The organism is Mycobacterium sp. ITM-2016-00317 (assembly GCF_002968295.1).
Classification (GTDB): domain Bacteria; phylum Actinomycetota; class Actinomycetes; order Mycobacteriales; family Mycobacteriaceae; genus Mycobacterium.
On the sequence record NZ_CP134399.1, the window covers coordinates 5,367,930 to 5,385,084 of the forward strand.

The 17,155-nt window shown below is 69.3% G+C and carries 14 protein-coding genes and 1 pseudogene; 6 read left to right on the top strand and 9 right to left on the bottom strand.

Going from position 1 to position 17,155, the window contains the following annotated elements; all coding sequences use genetic code 11:
• The first annotated feature begins 2 nt into the window (after positions 1-2).
• On the top strand, positions 3-1,373 hold the full coding sequence (locus tag C6A87_RS25695) for a hypothetical protein (protein WP_311114821.1): 1,371 nt from the start codon (positions 3-5) through the stop codon (positions 1,371-1,373).
• Positions 1,370-2,113, top strand: a complete 744-nt coding sequence (locus C6A87_RS25700; RefSeq protein ID WP_311114822.1) for a hypothetical protein — start codon at positions 1,370-1,372, stop codon at positions 2,111-2,113. The genes C6A87_RS25695 and C6A87_RS25700 overlap by 4 nt, the downstream gene beginning before the upstream one ends.
• Here C6A87_RS25700 and C6A87_RS25705 read toward each other — a convergent pair.
• The 5 genes from C6A87_RS25705 to C6A87_RS25725 form a co-directional block, all read right to left on the bottom strand.
• Positions 2,100-2,885 (bottom strand): hypothetical protein, encoded by a 786-nt coding sequence (locus tag C6A87_RS25705; protein ID WP_311114823.1) that lies wholly within the window; start codon positions 2,883-2,885, stop codon positions 2,100-2,102. The two genes, C6A87_RS25700 and C6A87_RS25705, sit on opposite strands and share 14 nt — an antisense overlap.
• A gap of 140 nt (positions 2,886-3,025) precedes the next feature.
• Positions 3,026-3,310 (bottom strand): muconolactone Delta-isomerase, encoded by a 285-nt coding sequence (gene catC, locus C6A87_RS25710; protein WP_311114824.1) that lies wholly within the window; start codon positions 3,308-3,310, stop codon positions 3,026-3,028.
• A 7-nt stretch (positions 3,311-3,317) separates the two neighbouring features.
• Positions 3,318-4,184, bottom strand: coding sequence for a catechol 1,2-dioxygenase (catA, locus tag C6A87_RS25715; protein ID WP_311114825.1), 867 nt, complete (start codon positions 4,182-4,184; stop codon positions 3,318-3,320).
• 55 nt (positions 4,185-4,239) lie between these two features.
• On the bottom strand, positions 4,240-5,343 hold the full coding sequence (locus C6A87_RS25720; RefSeq protein WP_311114826.1) for an enolase C-terminal domain-like protein: 1,104 nt from the start codon (positions 5,341-5,343) through the stop codon (positions 4,240-4,242).
• Positions 5,340-6,251 (bottom strand): LysR family transcriptional regulator, encoded by a 912-nt coding sequence (locus C6A87_RS25725; protein ID WP_311114827.1) that lies wholly within the window; start codon positions 6,249-6,251, stop codon positions 5,340-5,342. Before C6A87_RS25725 ends, C6A87_RS25720 begins: the two co-directional genes overlap by 4 nt.
• A gap of 233 nt (positions 6,252-6,484) precedes the next feature.
• Between C6A87_RS25725 and benA the strand changes: the two genes are divergently transcribed.
• From benA to C6A87_RS25745, 4 genes and pseudogenes are all read left to right on the top strand, one after another.
• A complete protein-coding gene (gene benA, locus C6A87_RS25730; protein WP_311114828.1) occupies positions 6,485-7,852 on the top strand; it encodes a benzoate 1,2-dioxygenase large subunit in 1,368 nt (455 codons plus the stop codon).
• 1 nt (position 7,853) lies between these two features.
• Entirely contained in the window at positions 7,854-8,378 is a 525-nt protein-coding gene (benB, locus tag C6A87_RS25735; protein WP_311114829.1) for a benzoate 1,2-dioxygenase small subunit, read from the top strand.
• Positions 8,379-8,389: 11 nt separating this feature from the next.
• Positions 8,390-11,028: pseudogene (gene benC, locus C6A87_RS25740) on the top strand (benzoate 1,2-dioxygenase electron transfer component BenC).
• 37 nt (positions 11,029-11,065) lie between these two features.
• Entirely contained in the window at positions 11,066-13,696 is a 2,631-nt protein-coding gene (locus C6A87_RS25745; RefSeq protein WP_311118083.1) for a LuxR C-terminal-related transcriptional regulator, read from the top strand.
• Here C6A87_RS25745 and C6A87_RS25750 read toward each other — a convergent pair.
• The 4 genes from C6A87_RS25750 to C6A87_RS25765 are packed head-to-tail and all read right to left on the bottom strand — an operon-like array spanning position 13,642 to position 17,085.
• Complete coding sequence (locus tag C6A87_RS25750) at positions 13,642-14,328, bottom strand: CoA transferase subunit B (protein WP_311114830.1); 687 nt, start codon at positions 14,326-14,328, stop codon at positions 13,642-13,644. The genes C6A87_RS25745 and C6A87_RS25750 overlap by 55 nt on opposite strands.
• Positions 14,325-15,110, bottom strand: a complete 786-nt coding sequence (locus C6A87_RS25755; protein WP_311114831.1) for a CoA transferase subunit A — start codon at positions 15,108-15,110, stop codon at positions 14,325-14,327. The genes C6A87_RS25750 and C6A87_RS25755 overlap by 4 nt, the downstream gene beginning before the upstream one ends.
• On the bottom strand, positions 15,107-15,877 hold the full coding sequence (gene pcaD, locus C6A87_RS25760) for a 3-oxoadipate enol-lactonase (protein ID WP_311114832.1): 771 nt from the start codon (positions 15,875-15,877) through the stop codon (positions 15,107-15,109). Before pcaD ends, C6A87_RS25755 begins: the two co-directional genes overlap by 4 nt.
• Positions 15,874-17,085: an acetyl-CoA C-acetyltransferase gene (locus C6A87_RS25765; protein ID WP_311114833.1), complete on the bottom strand. Its 1,212-nt coding sequence runs from the start codon at positions 17,083-17,085 to the stop codon at positions 15,874-15,876. Before C6A87_RS25765 ends, pcaD begins: the two co-directional genes overlap by 4 nt.
• Positions 17,086-17,155 lie beyond the last annotated feature (70 nt).

The window sequence follows — 17,155 nt, forward strand, 5'->3', positions numbered from 1 at the left end:
TCGTGTTGCCCTCACGCTCCCGGCTGGAACGCTGGAATCCCGACACACTGACGTCCGCCGGCCAGTCGATCATCGACACAGGCAGGGCGGTCGAGGAGGCGGTGACGGCGGTCAGCACCAACATCGCAACGATGCCGGACACCAGGGCATGGTCGGGTGGCGCCCACTCGGCGGCCACGTCGATGTTCGAGCGGGCGGCGAAGCAGACAGGCGCGTTCACGGCGTACACCACCGCAGTCGGTCAAGCCCTGGCAGATGGCGCCGGCACCATCGGCGCGACCCGAACCGCGCTGCTGGACAAGGCTGATCACCTCGACATGGGCGGCCAGTTGCACGTCAGCGACCAGTGGGCGGTGTTGATCACCGGCGCACCACTGTCGGCCGAGCAGACCGCGGTGCTGGAACGTCGGGCGCAGGCCGAGCAGGCCGTGGTCAACCGACTGCTGTTGGCAGTGGGAGCCGCCGATGACGAGACGGCCGCCGCCGTGACCGGCGCCGCCCAGCCGTTCGGATTCGAGGTGCCGAACCCGGCCGGTCTCGGCGGCCTGCTGGTACCGGGAACAGAAAAGCCCGGTGACGACGTCCCCGATCCGTCGACCACCCTTGGCCTTCTCCAACAGGCGACGATCAGGGACGCGGACATGGCCCAGACGATTCGGGATACCAAGGTGGAGAAGCAGTTCAACCCTGACACCGGAGAAGAAGTCGCCACCACCACGACGCTCTTCATGCAGGACGGCAGCAGACACGTCAGGACTGTCAATGCCGAACCGCAATTTTCGGACCGCGGACCGCTGACCACCGAAGTGCAATTCGACAAGGACGGCAACAAGATCTCGGAGACGACCTCGGTCGTCTTCGAGGACTGGGCGCACCACAGTCTGGCCGGCTCGAAATCGACCACGACACAACTCGCCGACGGCACGGTCATCCATTTCCTCGAACGGCCCAACGGCCAGAAGGTCGGCACCATCACGACTCCGGACGGCCGCCAGGCCGATGTCCCGCTCGACCTGTACAACCATCCGATTCTGACAGCTGCCGGTGCCGGCCTCAGCGGTGTGGAAAACCAAGCCGGAAAAGGTATCCCGATGCTCACCGATGAGGCGACCGAGAAGGTCCGCATCGGCGCGAAGTACGGCGGCCCGGCTTTGGGCATCGCCACCGCGTTATGGGACGTCGCGGTCGCGGATTCCGGGTTCGAGAAGTGCGTCGCGGCAGCCGAAGGCGCCACCTCGGTGGCAGCGGGCACTCTCGGGGGTATTGTTACCGCCCCAATGACTCCGCTGGTCACCACCGTTGTGGTATTCGGCGCCGCCGGCGGCGGGCAGGCGTTGGGCAACTGGATCGGCAACATGTTCTGTCCGCGATGAAATCCCACGCCCGACTGATCGTGGCCATCATATGCGTAGCCACCACGTCGATCTTCTTTACCGCATGGTCTGGGACCTGGCTTGCCCGCGGCAGTTACCTGACTGCGATCATCATGCTCGGTGCCGGGATCATGTGCTCCACTACGGCTTTCCAGGCAGGGTACGCGCTGTCGGGGGCTGCCCGCCCGCGGACCGAACACGGCGCCACCGGCACGGTGCTGCGGCCGGCGAAGTGGCTCGATCCTGTGAGCATCGGCGGGTTCACATGCGGTGTTCTCGCCGCGGGCTTGTATCTGGTGTTCGCGCCTCAGGGCATGGTCGATTACGTCCCGAGAGGCGTTCTCCGCGTGACCGTTCCGTCCGGCTGTATCTTCATCCTGATGTTCGGGATCCCGGTCCTCTACCGGATGTTCCGGCATGGCGACAGCCACCTGCGCCTGCACCCGGGCGGCTTTGAACTGTGGAACGGCCACTGGGGCATCTTCAAGCGCGGAGAATGGGACGAGATCGAACAAATCTTGGACCGTCAGCCCCGTGGCCGAAGCATCGGCCGCGAGATGATCGTCTTGAAACTGCCCAAGAACCGCAGCGCAATGCTGGTGACCGACACCATCACCGACAACAGTGACGCGCTCCGCGAATGGGTGCGGTTCTACTGGCAGCACCCCGAACACCGCGACGAGCTTGTCGACAACCGCGCACTGCGCCGCCTCGACGAGCGCAGGTTCACCCCTGGATGATCAGCTGATCGATGAAGGCGCGCAGCGTCTCGGCGTCCAGCGGTTCGGCGCAGCCGGTGTCGTCGGCTTCGTACAGGTAATCGCCGTCGTCACGGACCTGCACCCACTGCAGGAGCGGGCGGTCCGGATCGATACCCCAGTGCCGTGCCACGTCATACCGCGACTGCACGGTCCCGGTCGCCACGACGTCACGGCCGTCGACGACGGATACTTCCGATTCCCGAGACGCGGCGGGGGTGATCGTCAACCCCAGATCGTCGTACCGATCCAGCATTTCGGGCGGCGCCGGAAGACGATCCCCGCCGCCGGTGACCGCAATCCGCGGCCGCGACCCAGCACCGACCAGTCCCGCCGCGTCGGTGACCACCCTCCCCAGGCTGTCCGGCGGTACCGCGTAGACGTCGACGATGTCGACACCGTCACGATCTCTGCGTTGCATCGCGACGAACCCGTCCCCGTCGCTACGCAACCCGTGCAGTCGGAGGTCAGGTGCGTCCTCGTCGAAGTGATGAACCCGGCATTCGACGCAGACATCGGCGCGCACAAGGGCTTCCACCCAGATCCGGATTCCGCGGAGATCCCCGTCGCGCAGCCGGTCCTCGATCGGTGCCACATCTCGGCGGGCCAGCCACACCGACCCGACGGGACGGGTGCGTCCCAGCGGAAACGGCAGCATGTCACGGCCGTACAGTTCGCAGGCCGACTCCAGATCGACCACCGCAGCCGTCCCCACGAGTTCCGACCACACCGTCTCCGAATGACTGCCCCGCATGGCTCCATTCTGCCGCCCTCGCGTCACCACGAGTCACACGAATCCGCGCTGTGCAGAGCTGTTCTCGCACTTCCGCTGAGAAAAGCGGATATGTGGGAACACAGGGACACACGAGCCCACCGGAACGTGGCAGAAAGCACCTACCCCGCAGCCACGTCCGACGGGTGCACCGCCAGTGGCGTGACGTGGATCTTCATGTACGGGAACAGCGGTAGTCCCGAAAGGATCTGGTGCAGTTCGTCGTTGGACTCGACCTCGAAGATCGAGTAGTTGGCGTACTCGCCGACGATGCGCCAGATGTGCGGCCACTTGCCGTCGCGCTGCAACTGCTGGGAGTAGTTCTTCTCGCGGTGCACCATCTCGGCCCGTACTTGCGGGTCCAGATCCGGCGGGATCGCGACGTCCATGCGCACGTGGAACTTCATCGGCGCGTCACGCCTTGGCGGGGTCGAGCACGAAGTTGTAGACCACTCGTTCGGACCCGTCTTGCTGGGACTGTGGTTCCAGGATCAGCTCGGACTTCACCGCACCGGCGATGTCGTCCTCGTTGTGCGGGTCGCCGGGGAAGTACAGCTGGGCGGTCAGCTGCTCGTGGCCGGGCGCGGAGACCTTGACGTGCAGGTGGGCCGGGCGCCACGCGTGCCATCCTGCCGCGGCGATCAGCTTGCCGCAGGAGCCGTCGGTCGGAATCTGGTACGGCGCGGGCCGGATCGTCGTGATTTCGAACGTCCCGTCGGCGCCGGTGCTGAAGGTGCCACGCAGGTTCCATTCGGGCAGGTTCGGGGCGAACTGCGAATAGAAGCCGTCGGCGTCGGCGTGCCACAACTCCACCTTGCCCTGCAACGGCGTCCCGTCGGTGGAGGTGATGGCGCCCTCCCACACCAGCGGGGTGCCCTGCTCGCCGTCGCGCATCGGGATGGTGCCGAGCGCACCACATTCGGGCGCGTCCGGCACGTAGTAGGGTCCCTCGATGGTGCCCTTGTTGCCTTCGCGGTGGTCGGTTGCGACGTCCTCGACGACGTGCTCGATCCACACGTCGAGGAACAGCGGCCACTCTCCGTCGGCGCCGACGTTGATCAGCCACGCTTTGAGCGCGTTGTACTCGTCGTAGCTGACGCGGTGCCGGCGGATGGTGTCGTGCACGGCCGAAAGCACTTCGCGCGCCAGCAGATCCACCCTCTCCTTCGGGGTGTCCTTCACGGCGTCGAACGGTGACTTGTCGGTGCGGAAGCGTTCGGTCGCCGACGCACCGGATGCGGCGGCGGAGGCGACGTCGGTCGGGGTTTCCATGGTGGTCATGACGGTCTCTTTCTCCGATTGTGTTGACAAAGCCCGGGGGCTGCCCGGGGGAATCTCAGTTGTCCGTGCGGTAACGGTCGAGCTTGTCGGGATCGATCTCGACACCGAGGCCGGGGCCGGGCGGCACGTGCAGCCGGCCGTCGCGGATCCGCAGCGGGGTGGCGAGCAGGTCGTCGGACATGTCGAGGAAGTTCGACAGCTCCGCGGCCCGCCGCGATGTCAGCTCGAATGCCGCACCGAAGGCCACCGCGCAGGCGGTGCCCAGCTGGCCGTCGATCTGGTTGCCCATCACCACTTCCAGTCCCAGCCCCTCGGCGAGGTGGTGCACGCGTTGGGAGCCGGTGAATCCGGTGCGGGCGGTCTTGATGCTGATCGCGGTCGCCGACCCGGCGAGCACCTCCCGGGTGACGTCTGCCGGGGTGGGCACGGATTCGTCGGCGATGAACGGGATGTCGGTGTGTCCGACCAGCCAGCGCCGCCCCAGCACGTCGTCGGCGGGGCACAGTTCCTCGGCGAAGAGCAGGTCGAGGTCGGCCATCTCCTTGAGCGCCCGCAACGATTCGGCGGCGGTCCAGCCGCGGTTGCCGTCGACGTAGAGGTCGATGGTGCCGCCGAAGCGTTCCCGCAGCGCCCGTACCACCGCGGTGTCCAGCGTGACGGGACGCCGGCCGACCTTCACCTTGAACGTGGTGATGCCGTACTCGGCTTGGATCCGTTCGGCTTCGGCCACCATCTTGTCGGGAGTGTCGAAGCCGAGCATGTGGCTGACCTGCATGTGGTCGGTGTAGCCGCCCAGCATCGCGCTGACCGGTAGGTCCAGACTGCGCCCGAGCGCGTCCCAGATCGCCATGTCCACTGCGGCTTTGGCGGTCGGGTTCCCAACGGTGCGACCCAGCCGGGCGTGCACGACCTCGCGTTCGGTCAGGGTGAGCCCGACGAGTTGCGGTGCGAAGATCTGTCGGATCACCGCGAGGATGCCGTCCTGGGTTTCGCCGTAGGTGAAGGGCCGCGGCGGGGCCTCGGCGACGCCGACCACGCCTTCGTCGGTGCGGACGCGCACCAGCACGTGTTCGGCGGTGCGGACCTCACCAGATGCGAAACGCAGAGGTTTGAGGTACGGGATGGCGAACGGGATCGCCTCGACAGCAACGATTTTCACAGTAACTCCTGGACTTCCGGGTTTGCGGGGTCGGTCAGTTCCGCGGACAGCACGGCGACGACGGCCTCGACGACGGGTTGGTCCGCACCGGACCGCCAGGCGAGTGCGAGCTCGACGGTGCCGCCGTCGACGAGGTCGCGAAAGACCACGCCGCGCAACGGGAGCGCGCGCACCGATGCGGGCACCACGGCGATACCGAGCCCTGCGGCAACCAGGGCCAGCAGGACCGCGGTGCCGGGGGCACCGTGTTCGCGGTGCGGCACGAAGCCGGCGCGGCGGCAGCTGCGCATCACCGCGTCGTTGACCGCCGAATCCTGCGCGGCGTAGCCGATGAACGGCTCGGTGCGCAGGTCGGCCAGCGACACCACGGGCTCGGCGGCCAGCCGGTGATCGGCCGACACCGCCAGGATCAGCGGTTCGACGTCGATGACGCGCGCCTCGATGTCCGTTCCGGTCGCGGGCGGGCGCAGCACGGCGAGGTCCAGCGTGCCGGCGCGCAGTCCGTCGCACTGCGCGGGCGTGAGCATGTCGGCGTGGATGTCGAGTGCGACGGCGGGCAGTTCCTGCCGGACGATGCGCGCGATCTTGGGCAGGTGCGAGAACGCCGCGGTGCCGGTCAGCCCCAGTCGCACCATCCCGCTGCGGCCGGCGGCGATGCGGCGCACCCCTCGTTGCGCCGCATCGACGCCGTCGAGGATCCGTGCCGCCTCGGTGCGCAGGAACTCACCGGCCGGGGTCAGCGACACCTGGCGCGTGGTCCTGGTGAACAGCGTGGCGTCCAGATCGTTCTCCAGTTGCCGGATCGCGTACGACAAGGCGGGCTGAGCGATGTGCAGCTGCTCCGCGGCCTGCCCGAAATGGCACGTCTCCGCGACGGCGAGGAAGTAGCGCAGGTGGCGCAGCTCCATCGGACGCTCCTCTCGGGTGTGGTTGCAGCCCGCGACGGGACTGGTGTGACTGCCGACACTTCCGACGGTAGACCCGAGATCCATATCGAACAAAGACCTGTTATCGGCTCATTGATCGAAGGTGCTTATCAATTACCGCCCAGGGCAGGACTAGCAATTTGCCTAGTGTGACCGTCGACACTGCGTGCCAGTGTGCAGGGAGACATCACGTTCACCAGCTGTGGAGGCCCTCGATGACCACTTCTACCCAACCCCAGAGCCATGTGGCGTCGGTCCTCGCCGACGCTGTGGTCGACGACCCCGAGGGCGGCGCCTACAAGGCGAACCGGCGCATCTTCACCGACGAGGACATCTTCGAGCTGGAGATGAAGCACATCTTCGAGGGCAACTGGATCTACCTCGCGCACGAGAGCCAGCTCCCCAACCCCGGCGACTACTTCACCACCTACATCGGCCGCCAACCGGTGGTGATCACCCGCGCCAAGGACGGCACCCTGAACTGTCTGATCAACGCCTGCGCACACCGTGGCGCGATGATCTGCCGCCGCAAGACCGACAACCGGATGACGCTGACGTGTCCGTTCCACGGCTGGACGTTCCGCAACGACGGTGCGCTGCTCAAGGTCAAGGACCCCGAGGGCGCCGGCTATCCGGACACCTTCAACGTCGACGGCTCACACGACATGACCCGTGTCGCCCGGTTCGACAACTACCGCGGCTTCCTGTTCGGCAGCCTGAACCCGGACGTGCTGCCGCTGACCGATCACCTCGGCGACGCCACCAAGGTGATCGACATGCTCGTCGACCAGTCCCCCGACGGGCTGGAGGTGCTGCGCGGATCCTCGACCTACACCTTCGACGGCAACTGGAAGGTGCAGGCCGAGAACGGCGCTGACGGCTACCACGTGACGGCCACGCACTGGAACTACGCCGCGACCACCAGCCGGCGCAACACCGGCGAGTCCAAGAACGACACCAAGGCCCTCGACGCCGGGGGCTGGGGCAAGTCGGGCGGCGGTTACTGGTCCTTCCCGCACGGCCACCTGTGCCTGTGGACGTGGGCGGCCAACCCGCAGGACCGGCCGTTGTGGGACAAACTCGACGAGCTCAAAGCCGCCCACGGCGACGCCAAGGGCGAGTTCATGGTCAAGGGCTCACGCAATCTGTGCGTCTACCCGAACGTCTATGTGATGGACCAGTTCTCGACACAGATCCGGCACTTCCGCCCGATCGCCCCGGACAAGACCGAGGTCACCATCTACTGCATCGCCCCCAAGGGTGAGAGCGCCACCGCGCGGGCCCACCGCATCCGCCAGTACGAGGACTTCTTCAACGCCTCCGGGATGGCCACCCCCGACGATCTCGAGGAGTTCCGCTCCTGCCAGTTGACCTTCCGCGCCGAGGCGGCACCGTGGAACGACATGAGCCGCGGTGCGCAGCACTGGCTCAGCGGGCCAGACGAGGTGGCCAGGTCGCTGGGCATGGACGGCGTGATCTCCGCCGGGGTGAAGAACGAGGACGAGGGCCTCTACCCGGTGCAGCACGGCTACTGGCTACAGGCGATGCGCGACGCCGTCGCCCGCGACACACAGGAGAGCTGACATGACTTCCACCGAAACCCGCAGCAGCGCAGGGAAGCTGATCACTCAGAACGCCATCGAGCAGTTCCTCTACCGCGAGGCCCGGTACCTCGACGACCGGGAGTTCGAGAAGTGGCTGGACTGCTACGCCGACGACGTCGTCTACTGGATGCCGGCCTGGACCGACGACGACCGCCTCGTCGAAGACCCCCAGCGGGACATCTCACTAATCTACTACTCGAACAAGGGCGGGCTGGAGGACAGGGTCTTCCGGATCCGGACCGAACGGTCCTCGGCAACCTCGCTCCCCGAGCCGCGCACCAGCCACAACATCACCAACGTCGAGGTCATCGAACGCCGCGGCGACCTGGTGGACGTGCGATTCAACTGGCACACCATGTATTTCCGCTACCACACGGTCGACCCGTACTACGGCACCTCCTTCTACACCATCGACTTCAGCGGTGAGCAGCCGTTGATCCGGCGCAAGACCGTGGTGCTCAAGAACGACTACATCCACCATGTGGTGGATGTCTACCACTTCTGAGGGTGAGCAACGTGACCGAGACCTACTCGGTGGCACTGTCTTTCGAAGACGGAGTCACCCGATTCATCACCTGCCGACCCGACCAGACGGTCGCCGACGCGTCGTACCGGCAGCGCATCAACATCCCGCTGGACTGCCGCGACGGTGCCTGCGGCACCTGCAAGGCCCTGTGTGAGGACGGAAGCTACGACGGCGGCGTCTACATCGACGACGCGCTGTCCGCCGACGAGGCCGAGGCCGGTTACGTACTGCCGTGCAGCATGAAGCCCCGCTCGGATCTGGTGCTGCAGATCGCCGGCACCTCGGACTCGGCCAAGACCCAGGCCGCGACCTATCGGGGCACCCTGACCCGGCTGGAACGGTTGTCGAGAACCACCGTCAAGATCGGTGTCGAGATCCCCAACCGAGGCCAACTCGCCTTCCTCCCAGGCCAATACGTCAACATCGCCGTACCGGGCACCAATCAGACCCGGTCGTACTCGTTCTCCAACGCCCCCCACGAAGAGCTGTTGACCTTTCTCGTCAAGCTCAGCCCGGGCGGCGCGATGTCGGACTATCTGGCCGACCGCGCCCAGGTCGGGGACGCGCTGAGCTTCACCGGACCGAACGGATCGTTCTTCCTGCGCGAGGCCGACCGGCCCCTGCTGCTGCTGGCAGGCGGCACCGGCCTGGCGCCGGTCCTGTCGATGCTGCGCACCATGCGTGCGGCCGGCAGCACCCGCACGGCCCACCTGATCTACGGGGTCAGCACCGACGAGGACCTGACCGCGGTCGACGACATCGACGAGATCGCCTCGGCGCTGCCGTCTTTCACCTGGGACTACTGCGTGTCCGACCCGGGGAGTTCGGCGCCGAACCGCGGCCCCGACCGTGCCTACGTCACCAGCCTGATCCGCCCCGAACACCTCAACGGCGGCGACGTGGCCATCTACCTGTGCGGTCCACCGCCGATGGTCGAGTCGGTGCGCACCCATCTGGCCGACGCCGAGGTCGAGCCCACCGGCTTCTACTACGAGAAGTTCGGCCTGGCCAAGACCGCGGCCGCCGCCGCGCCCCGCGCCACCGAGGCCGCACCGGGGGGCGGTCGCGAGGAGATCCTGCCGGTGCCCGACGCCCGGTCGGTGGCCGGCTGGTCCTCACGGCGGCCGACCTGCCGCCGGTCGCCCCGCGCGCCGCCGTCGACCCCGGCGACACGATCCGCCGCATCGCCGGGCAACTGCTCGCCGTGCCGGACCCGTCCGGTCCCGCACCCTCCCCGCTCGACGGTGACGACGGGCGCCTGCTGCCATCGGGAGCACGCACCGTGGCCGGCCAGACCGTGTTCGGCCCGGCAACCACACCCGCCCCCACGCCCGTCCCCGACGTCGTCGTCGGGGACGACGGGTACGAGATCGGCGAGCAGCACCCCGAGGTGCGCAAGTCCGACGCGTTGTTCGAGGCACGGTCGGCGCTGGAGCTCGGCGCGCTGGAGCTGACGATGGGGCGGCTGACCAGCCAACAGCTGGCCGGCTACCGGTTGCTGGCCGAGACGACCCTGCCCTACGTCGAGGGTGATCGGTTCGTCGACGCGGAGCAGTACACCGAGACCAACGCCGCGTTCCACGACTATCTGTTCACGCTGACCGGCAACGAACATCTGCTGCGTGCCTACCAGGAGCTCGGGGTCAAGGGCCGGATGAGCGAGGTGCTGCGCCACGCGACGTGGTGTCACCCGCGATGCGCGCTGGATCACGTCGACATCGTGGCCGCGTTCGAGTCCGGCGACCGCGACGCGGCCCGCGCGCTGATCGTCGCCCACGCCGAGCGGTCCAAGCAGACGATGCGGCGGGCGATGGCCGAGGCCGCCGAGGCCACCGCCCCGGCGTTCGTGACGCCGGGCCGGTTCGCCGGCAAGGTCGTCGTGATCACCGGCGCCGCGCAGGGCATCGGTGAGCGCACCGCGCGCCGTATCCACGCCGAGGGCGGCACCGTGGTGCTGGCCGACCGGTCCGAGCTGGTCAAGGAACTCGCCGACGAACTCGCCGCACGCTCACCGGCGGTCGCGGTGACGGCCGACCTGGAGTACCACGAAGGCGCCGAAGCGGTGATTGCGCAGGCTCTCTCGGCGTTCGGGCGGGTCGACGTGCTGATCAACAACGTGGGCGGCGCGATCAATTTCAAGCCGTTCACCCAGTTCAGCGCCGCGGAGATCCGTGCCGAGATCGACCGGTCGCTGATGACCACGCTGTACTCCTGCCACGCGGCGCTGCCCGCCATGGTCGACCGCGGGCAGGGAGTGATCGTGAACGTGTCCTCGGCCGCGACCCGCGGCATCCACCGCATCCCCTATTCGGCGGCCAAGGGCGGGATCAACGCGATCACGGCGTCGTTGGCGATGGAGTACGCCGACGCCGGCATCAGGGTGGTCGCCACCGCGCCCGGCGGCACGGCGGCACCGCCGCGGCGCATCTCCCGTGGCACCCCGACGCCGGCCGACGAGACCGAGCAGGCGTGGTTCGACGCCCACATCTCCCAGACGCTGGACTCCTCGCTGCTGAAGCGCTACGGCACGCTCGACGAGCAGGCCGCCGCGATCTGCTTCCTGGCCTCCGACGAGGCGTCCTACATCACCGGCACCGTGCTGCCGGTGGCCGGCGGCGATCTCGGCTGATCGCGGCGGCCCCCGACCTACGATGGTGGGCGTGCCCATGGCGCCTGTCACGTTCGTCGGTCGCGTCGCCGACCTCGACGAGCTGACCCGGCGGGTGCTGGCCACCTCGACCGGCGGTCTCGCCGTCGTCACCGTCACCGGGCCGCCCGGCATCGGCAAGACCGCGCTGCTACACAAGGTGGCAGACCGCGTGCCGGCCACCCGCTGGGCCACGGCGACCGACTGGGAGCGCGACCATGACGGCGCCGTGCTGTCGCAGCTGCTGCAGGCGCCGGCGCCGGCCGAACCGGCCGCCGGCGCGGAGGAACTGGCCCGCGTGCTGGCCAGCCCCACACCGACCCTGGTCGTGATCGACGACGCGCAGCACGCCGATCTGCTGTCCTGTCAGGCGGTGTCGATGCTGACCCGGCACCACCGCGGGCTGCCGGTACTGGTGGCCGTGGTCAGCGACGGCGGCCCGCTGCCGGTGCCCGGTCTGGCCGGCGACGAGCTCACCGTGACCGGACTGCCCCGCGCCGCGGTCGCCGAACTGGCCTCGGCGCGCGGACATGTGTTGCCCGCGTTGATGGCCGACCGGCTGACCCGCCACACCGCGGGCAACCCGCGCCATGTGCGTGCGCTGCTCGACGAGGTGCCGCCCCAGACCTGGACCCGGCTCGACGCGAGGCTGCCCGCGCCGCGGCAGGTCGCCTCGGCCGTCGAGCGCCGGCTGGCCGACGCCGGACCGCAGGGACGTGCCCTGGTCGTCGCGCTGGCTGTTCTCGGCGAGACCGCCACCCTCTCGGAGGCCGCCCGCCTGGCCGCGCTCGACGAACCGCTCGCCGCCGTGCAGGCCGCCGCCGGGGCCGGGTTGCTCGCCGCGGGCGATCCGCTGGAGCCCCGGCTGTGCGACCCGCTCACCGCGGCCGCGGTCATCGACGTGTGCGGTCCGCAGGCCACGGCCGAGACGCACCGCCGCGCGGCCGACATCGTCACCGATCCTGTTGCGCGGCTGCGACATCGGGTGGCCGCCTCCCCGGTGCTCGACGACGTCCTGGCCGGCGAGGTGGACGCGCTGGCCCGGCGCTCCGGCACCGAGGGCGAGTGGGGCCGGGCCGCCATCCTCTTCCGGGACGCCGCCCGGCTGACCGCCGACCCGCTGCTGCGCGACGAACGCCTCACGCTCTCGGTGGACGCGCTCGTCGCCGCCGGCGACTGCGTGGGTGCGGCGGCGCTGGTGCCTGCGGTGGAGAACCTGCGCGAAACACCTTTGCGCAACGCAGTTCTGGCCTATCTGGCCATTCTGCGTGGCCGCGCCACCGAGGCCGAGCTGCGGCTGAGACGGGCCTGGGACATCGTCAACGCCGACCGGGACCACGACACCGCCGCACTCATCGCGCAGCGTTACGTGCTGCACACCCTCGTCGAATGCCGGGGTGAACAGCTGGTCGGCTGGGCGGACCGCGCGCTGGGCCTGGCCGGGCCCGACTCCCCCGCCGCCGTCGAGGCCGCCGCGATCCGCGGTCTGGGCCTGCTCGCGGCGGGGCAACCCAAACGCGCGGCCGCCGCATACGACGAACTGCACGCACGGGTGCGCCACGGCGCACAGGCGCAGCGCGTGGTGATGGGTCGCGGCTGGGTGCAACTCGCGCGCGACGACGTCGAGGCGGCCCGCGCCAGCCTGGAGAGCGCGGTGGCGGCCGCCGCGCTGGGCGGCTCGACCCGGATCACGTTGTGGGCGCATGCATGGCTGGCACGCACCCAGTTCGTCCTCGGCGAGTGGGATGCGGCGTTGACGAACGTCGAGCACGGTCGTCGCCTCGCCGAATCCAGCGGAATCGTGCTGGCGACACCTCTTCTGGAGTGGACCGCGGGTCAGATCGCGGCGTTGCGCGGGGACTGGGCCGGTGCCCGAGCGGCCACGGCGGCGGCCGACGGCGGCGCGGGCGAGTACGCGATGATGCGGATCCCCGCGCTGCTGGTACGGGCGAACATCGCCGAGGCCCAAGCCGATTACGCCGCGGTGCGCCGTGCGCTGGAGCCGCTGACCAAGCAGGCGGCGGGCACGTCGCTGCAGGAGCCGGGCTACTGGCCGTGGGTCGACGCGTTGGCCAACGCGCTGGTCCTGACCGGTGATCTGCAGGGGGCCGACGACTTCCTGCGCCCGCACGAACAGCGCGCCAAGGCCCGCGGCCACCGCAGTGCCCGAGCCCGGCTCGGCTATGCCCGCGGTCGCCTGCTGGGGGCTCAGGGCGACCTCGCCGCGGCGCGGCGCGCGTTCGACGAATCGCTGGAGCTGCTCGAGGGCCTACCGCTGCGCTATGACAGGGCACGGGTGAACTTCGCCTACGGTCAGACGCTGCGCCGCGCGGGGAAGCGCCGCGCCGCGGACGCGGTGATCGGCGTCGCGCGTGACCTGTACACCGCGCTGGGGGCCGACACCTATGTCGCGCGCTGTGACCGCGAGCTGAAGGCCGGCGGCCTGAACCAGACCCGGGAACCCCGCGAGGCCGTCGACCTCACCCCGCAGGAGGAGGCGGTGACCGCGCTTGTCTCGCAAGGACTCTCCAACCGCGAGGTGGCGGCCGAGCTCTACGTCTCCCCCAAGACCGTGCAGTACCACCTGACCCGGATCTACGCCAAGCTCGGCGTCCGGTCCCGCTCGGAACTGGCGGCGCTGCGCCGCTGACGGTGGTCGCTCACGGGCGCGCCGGTCTTGGCCACCACCTCGTCGAACGTGACCCCGGGTGCGAGTTCGACGACAGCGAAGTCGGTGCCGGTGACGTCCAGGACACCCAGGTCGGTGATGATCCGCTGCACCACAGCCTTGCCGGTCAGCGGCAGGTCGCAGGACGACACCAGTTTGGCGCCACCGTTTTTCGCGACGTGATCCATCAGCACGATCACCCGCGCGGCGCCGTTGACCAGATCCATCGCCCCGCCCATGCCCTTGACCATCGAGCCGGGCACCATCCAGTTGGCCAGATCGCCGTTCGCCGACACCTGCATGCCGCCGAGCACCGCGACGTCGACGTGACCGCCGCGGATCATCGCGAAACTGGTGGCCGAGTCGAAGAACGACGCACCGGGCACCACGGAGACGGTCTGCTTGCCTGCGTTGACCAGATCGGGATCGACCTCGTCGTCGTACGGGAACGGCCCGACGCCCAGGATGCCGTTCTCGGCGTGCAGCGTGACGTCCGAGCCCTCGGGCAGGTAGTCCGGGATCAGGGTCGGCAATCCGATCCCCAGGTTCACGTAGTCGCCGTCGCGCAGTTCTTTCGCTGCGCGCGCGGCCATCTCGGTCCGGGTCCAGCTCATGCCAGTGCCTCCTGAGGGTTTCGCGGCCGGGTGGTGCGCTTCTCGATTCCCTTGCGGGCGGCCTGTTCCGGGGTGAGTTCGACGACGCGCTGCACGAAGATCCCGGGCAGGTGCACCTCGTCGGGGTGCAGTTCGCCGACCTCGACGACGCGTTCTGCCTCCACCACGGTGACGCGGCCGGCCATCGCGGCGGGCGGGTTGAAGTTGCGGGCGGCGGCGTGGAATACACAGTTGCCGGCCCGGTCGGCGACTGCGGCGCGCACCAGCGCGTAGTCGGTGACGATCGACTCTTCGAGCAGCATCTGCCTGCCCCCGAAGGTGCGCACCTCCTTCGGCGGTGAGGCCAGCGCGATGCTGCCGTCGGGGTGGTAGCGCCAGGGCAGACCGCCGTCGGCGACCAGCGTGCCGACCCCGGTCGGGGTGAAGAACGCGCCGATTCCGCTGCCGCCCGCCCGCAGCCGTTCGGCCAGCGTGCCCTGCGGGGTGAGTTCGACGGTGAGCTCCCCGGACAGGTACTGGCGGGCGAACTCCTTGTTCTCGCCGACGTAGGACGCGATCACGCGGCTGATCCGGCGGGCTTCCAGTAGCAGGCCGAGCCCGCCGCCGTCGACGCCGCAGTTGTTGCTGACGATGGTCAGGTCGTCGGCGCCCTGCGCCAGCAGCGCCTCGATGAGGAACCACGGGATGCCGGCCAGACCGAAACCGCCGACGGCCAGACTGGATCCGGACGGGATGTCGGCGACGGCGTCGCCTGCCGATGCGACCACTTTGTTCAATGTCATGACTGCTCCAGGTGTTCGATGAGCGCGGCGGAGATCTGCTCGGGTTGCTCGGCGTTGGCCAGGTGGGCGGCCTCTTCGACGATCAGGAGTCTCGCGTTCGGGATGCGGGAGGTGATGTCTTCGAGCGCGGCGGGCGGGGTCGCCGGGTCCTCGGCGCCTGCGATCGCCAGCGTCGGTGCCGTGATCTGCGAAAGCTGTTCGCGCAGATCCATTTCGGCGATCGCTTCGCAACATCCGGCGTAGCCCGCGGCCGAGGTGGCGGCGATCATCTGCTCCCACGCATCGCGTTCGGTGGGGTGGGTGTCCAGATAGCCGAGAGTGAACCAGCGCCCGACGACAGCCGGCGCCACCGCGGAGCAACCGCCGGCACGCACGGTCGCGGCGCGGTCGCGCCACGCACTCGCCGGCGGCAGCTGGGCGGCGGTGCACAGCAGCGCCATCCGCTCGACCCGCTCCGGATTCCGGGCGGCCACCCGCATCGCGGTCATGCCGCCCAGCGACAGTCCGACCAGGTGGGCCCGCGCGACACCGAACCGGTCGAGAATGCCGACGAGGTCGTCGGCCAGGTCGTCGATCGAGTACGGCCCGTCGGGCGCCGGCGATTCGCCGTGTCCGCGGGTGTCGTAGCGCAGCACCCGGAACCGGGGTTCCAGCGCGTCCAGTTGGGCGTCCCACATCCGGTGGGTGGCCCCCAGCGAGTTCGAGAGCACCACCACCGGACCGTCGGGCACCCCGCTCTCGACGACATGCACGTCCACCGCGCTCATCGGGTCACCTCGAAGACCGCAGCCAGACCCTGTCCGCCGCCGATGCACATGGTCTCCAGCACGTATCGGGCGCCGCGCCGGCGCGCTTCGTGGGCGGCGGTGGCCAGGATGCGGGCCCCGGTCGCACCGATCGGATGGCCCAGGGAGATCCCGGAGCCGTTCGGGTTGAGCCGGTCGTCGAGCGGGTCGATCTTCCATTCGGCGAGCACCGCCAGCACCTGCGCGGCGAACGCCTCGTTGAGTTCGATCAGGTCGACGTCGTCGAGGGTCAGGTCGGCGCGTTCCAGCGCCGCGGCGGTCGCGGCGACCGGGCCGATGCCCATGGTCTCGGGTGCGCAGCCGGTCACCGCCCACGAGCGCAGCGTCAACAGCGGTGTCAGCGACCGCTTCTCGGCCTCGGACCGGGTGGTCACCACACACATCGCGGCGCCGTCGTTCTGCCCTGACGCGTTGCCCGCGGTGACCGTGGAGTCCGGGTCGGCACCGGCGCGGATCGGGCGTAGTGCACCGAGCGTGTCGGCGGTGAGGTCCGCGCGGGGATGCTCGTCGCGGTCGACGACGACGTCCGGGCGGCCCCGACTGCCGGGGACGGTGACCGGGACGAGTTCGTCGGCGAAGGCTCCGTTGTCGTGTGCGGCCACCGCGCGCTGATGGGAGCGCAGGGCCAGCGCGTCCTGGTCCTCGCGGGTGATGCCGTACTCGCGGCGCAGGTTCTCGGCGGTCTCGATCATGCCGCCCGCGATCGGGTGGCTCGCGCCGCCCGCGGTTTCGCGGGCGCGGTCCAGCCGGTCCTGCAGCGCGATGCCGCCCTGGCGCACCCCGGTGCGCAGCCCGAGCGCGTAATGCTCGACGTTCGACATCGACTCCGCGCCGCCGGCCACCACGGTGCGGGCGGCGCCGGTCGCGATCTGTCCGGCCGCGTACAGCACAGCCTGCAGTCCCGAGCCGCAGCGTCGGTCGATCTGGAGTCCTGGCACGGAGGTGCCGAGGCCGGCGTCGAGTGCAGCGATACGGCCGAGTGCGGGGGCCTCGCCGTTGGCGTAGCCGTTGCCCAGGATGACGTCGTCGACGTCTCCGTCCCCGAGCCCGGTCCGCGCGATCAGCGCCCGCAGCGTCGTCGTCGCCAGGTCGGCGGCGGTCAGCGCGGCCAGGGCCCCGCCCATCCGGCCTACCGGGGTCCGCACCGGACTACAGATCACCACATCCATACCTCGACGCTAGGCCCGGTCGGCGATATTCTGAAATACTTAAATGCGCGCTATTGATATCTGAAACATA